The organism is Burkholderia territorii (assembly GCF_902833055.1).
GTDB classification, from domain to species: Bacteria; Pseudomonadota; Gammaproteobacteria; order Burkholderiales; family Burkholderiaceae; genus Burkholderia; species Burkholderia territorii.
Map to the genome: position 1 here is coordinate 1 of NZ_CADFEJ010000075.1, position 610 is coordinate 610.

The window sequence follows — 610 nt, forward strand, 5'->3', positions numbered from 1 at the left end:
GCGGGGTTCTCGTCGGCACGATTGCGCAGCCAGTGGTACAGGTCGGGATGGAAGTTCGTGAACACGCCGTTGAATCCGCCCGAGCCGGCCTTCATCGCATCCCAGGCGATCGCGGCGTTCGCGTTGAGGACCGTCATCGGTGAGCCCTGGGCCAGCGCGACGCGGCGCTTGACCGTGTCGAGATCGCAGCTGACATCCTTGAGCATCACGAAGCGGCCCGTATCGATGCACAGCTTGAGCTCGTCGTCGGACAGCAGGCGCCGGTAGGGCGCCGGGCATTCGTACAGGCCCAAGGCAATGTCCGACGGCAGGCGCTTGATCAGCCGGCGCAGGTTCGCCGCGAACGCCTCGGTGCCTTCACGGCGCGGATCGAGCCGATTCGTCACCAGCACGATGCCGTCCGCGCCGGTTGCGGCCGCAGCGTTCAACTCCTCGGCCTGTGCATCGGGGTCGTCGCTGATGTGCCCTTACACCACCACCGGCACGCGGCCCGCCTCGCGCTCGACCACGAAGCGGCCCAGCTCGGCACGCTCGGCCACGCTCAGGAACTGCATTTCGCTGGACTGGGCGACCGCGAACAGCGCGTCGCTGCCGTGCGCGAGATACCACT

At 67.7% G+C, this 610-nt stretch carries 1 pseudogene; it reads right to left on the reverse strand.

Annotated elements, in window-relative coordinates:
* Window positions 1-610, reverse strand: a pseudogene (locus HW466_RS31060) (dihydrodipicolinate synthase family protein); the annotation flags it as partial.